This is a genomic window from Corallococcus sp. NCSPR001 (genome assembly GCF_017309135.1).
Taxonomy (GTDB): domain Bacteria; phylum Myxococcota; class Myxococcia; order Myxococcales; family Myxococcaceae; genus Corallococcus.
Map to the genome: position 1 here is coordinate 7,287,342 of NZ_JAFIMS010000002.1, position 1,552 is coordinate 7,288,893.

The window sequence follows — 1,552 nt, forward strand, 5'->3', positions numbered from 1 at the left end:
ACGGGACTACTTGAGGGCCGCGTCCAGGCGCTTCTTGGACAGGGCCAGGTACTCCGGGTTCATGTCGATGCCCACGTAGCGGTGGCCGTGCTTCAGGGCGGCCACGCCGGTGGTGCCGCTGCCGTTGAAGGGGTCCAGGATGAGCGAGTTCTCCGGGCAGCTCGCCTCCAGGATGCGCTCCAGCAGGGCCACCGGCTTCTGGGTGGGGTGGCTGCCGAAGGCCTTCTCCTCGCCGCGCGGGGCCGTCTGCGTCCACATACGGCCGGAGCCGTCGGCGGTGAGTTCCTCTTCGCCGTTGCGCGGCAGGTTCCACACGTCGCGCATCTGCTTGCCGCCGTTCTCCGCCTTCATGCGCTGGTAGTTGAAGACGTGCTTCAGCTTGCCGCCGGAGGACGGCGAGGCCCAGATGAGCAGCTCCGTGGAGTGCGTGAAGTAGCGGCACGCCAGGTTGGGGCTCGCGTTCGGCTTGTACCAAGTGACGGTGTTGAGCAGCTTGTAGCCCAGCTTCTGCATGGCGAAGCCGGCGTTGAAGATGACGTGCTGCGTGCCGCTCACCCACAGCGTGCCGGTGGGGCGCAGCAGGCGCTGGCAGGCGGCGAGCCACTTGGTGGTGAAGGCGTGGTCCTCTTCCACTCCGCGGGACACGTCCCACTGGCCCTTCGCCACGGAGACGCGCTTGCCATTCTTGCAGGTGGTGCCGCCGTTGGAGAGGAAGTACGGCGGGTCCGCGAAGATGAGGTCGAAGGACTGCTCGGGCAGCTGGGCCATCAGCTCCAGGCTGTCGCCCTGCATCAGCGTGTAGGCCTCCCCGCGCTTCGCGAAGACGCTGTCGTTCTGGGAGCGTCGGACAATCTTCAGGGCAGGGGCAGCAGCTTCCGCGAACATCACGCCTCCGTCTTTGGGACAGACGTTTCTGGGACGCGGCGGACTGTGCGGTCAGTTGGCTGCTACGTCGAATTTCTGGCCTGTAATTGGCTGTAGCACCGAAAACGCGCGCGAAAATTTGACGCGCGCGTGGCGCTGAAACACCGCGAGCAGGGCGGGAGCGCCTCTGTCTTTCGAGGCCCTCCACGACCCTGCTCGTGGGGTACGACGGATGCTGTCGAGCCGAAGGACTACGCCTTCTCGGGCTCGGCGGCCTTGGCGCCCTTCTTGGCGGCCGGCGCGTTGTTCGCGTACTTCTTCTTGAAGCGGTCGATGCGGCCGGCCGTGTCCAGCAGCTTGTACTTGCCGGTGAAGAACGGGTGGCAGTTCGAGCAGACTTCCACGCTGAACGAGCCGCGGGTGGACTTGGTCTCGACGACGTTGCCGCACGCGCAGGTGATGCGGGAGGGCGGATAGACCGGGTGCATGTCGGGCTTCATGGCTTCTCTCCAGTGCGCCTTGCCCCCGCCCAGGATGGGAGGGAGGTCCAGCGTTGTAGTGGGTCGGGGCTTATAGCGACCGCCCCGTCCTTTCTCAAGGATGCGCGTCCGGACCGGGGGTTTCTCCTCGGGGACGCCTCCCCCGGGGCCGGCTGGCGGGCAGTCGGGGGACCAGGGGCCCGGTGGGG

Annotated in this window: 2 protein-coding genes; both read right to left on the reverse strand. The window is 66.8% G+C overall.

From position 1 onward, the window contains the following. Nucleotides 1-6: 6 nt before the first annotated feature. On the reverse strand, nucleotides 7-885 hold the full coding sequence (locus JYJ93_RS31040; RefSeq protein ID WP_206798175.1) for a DNA methyltransferase: 879 nt from the start codon (nucleotides 883-885) through the stop codon (nucleotides 7-9). Nucleotides 886-1,115: 230 nt separating this feature from the next. Next, nucleotides 1,116-1,364 (reverse strand): 50S ribosomal protein L31, encoded by a 249-nt coding sequence (rpmE, locus tag JYJ93_RS31045; RefSeq protein ID WP_120549018.1) that lies wholly within the window; start codon nucleotides 1,362-1,364, stop codon nucleotides 1,116-1,118. Nucleotides 1,365-1,552 lie beyond the last annotated feature (188 nt).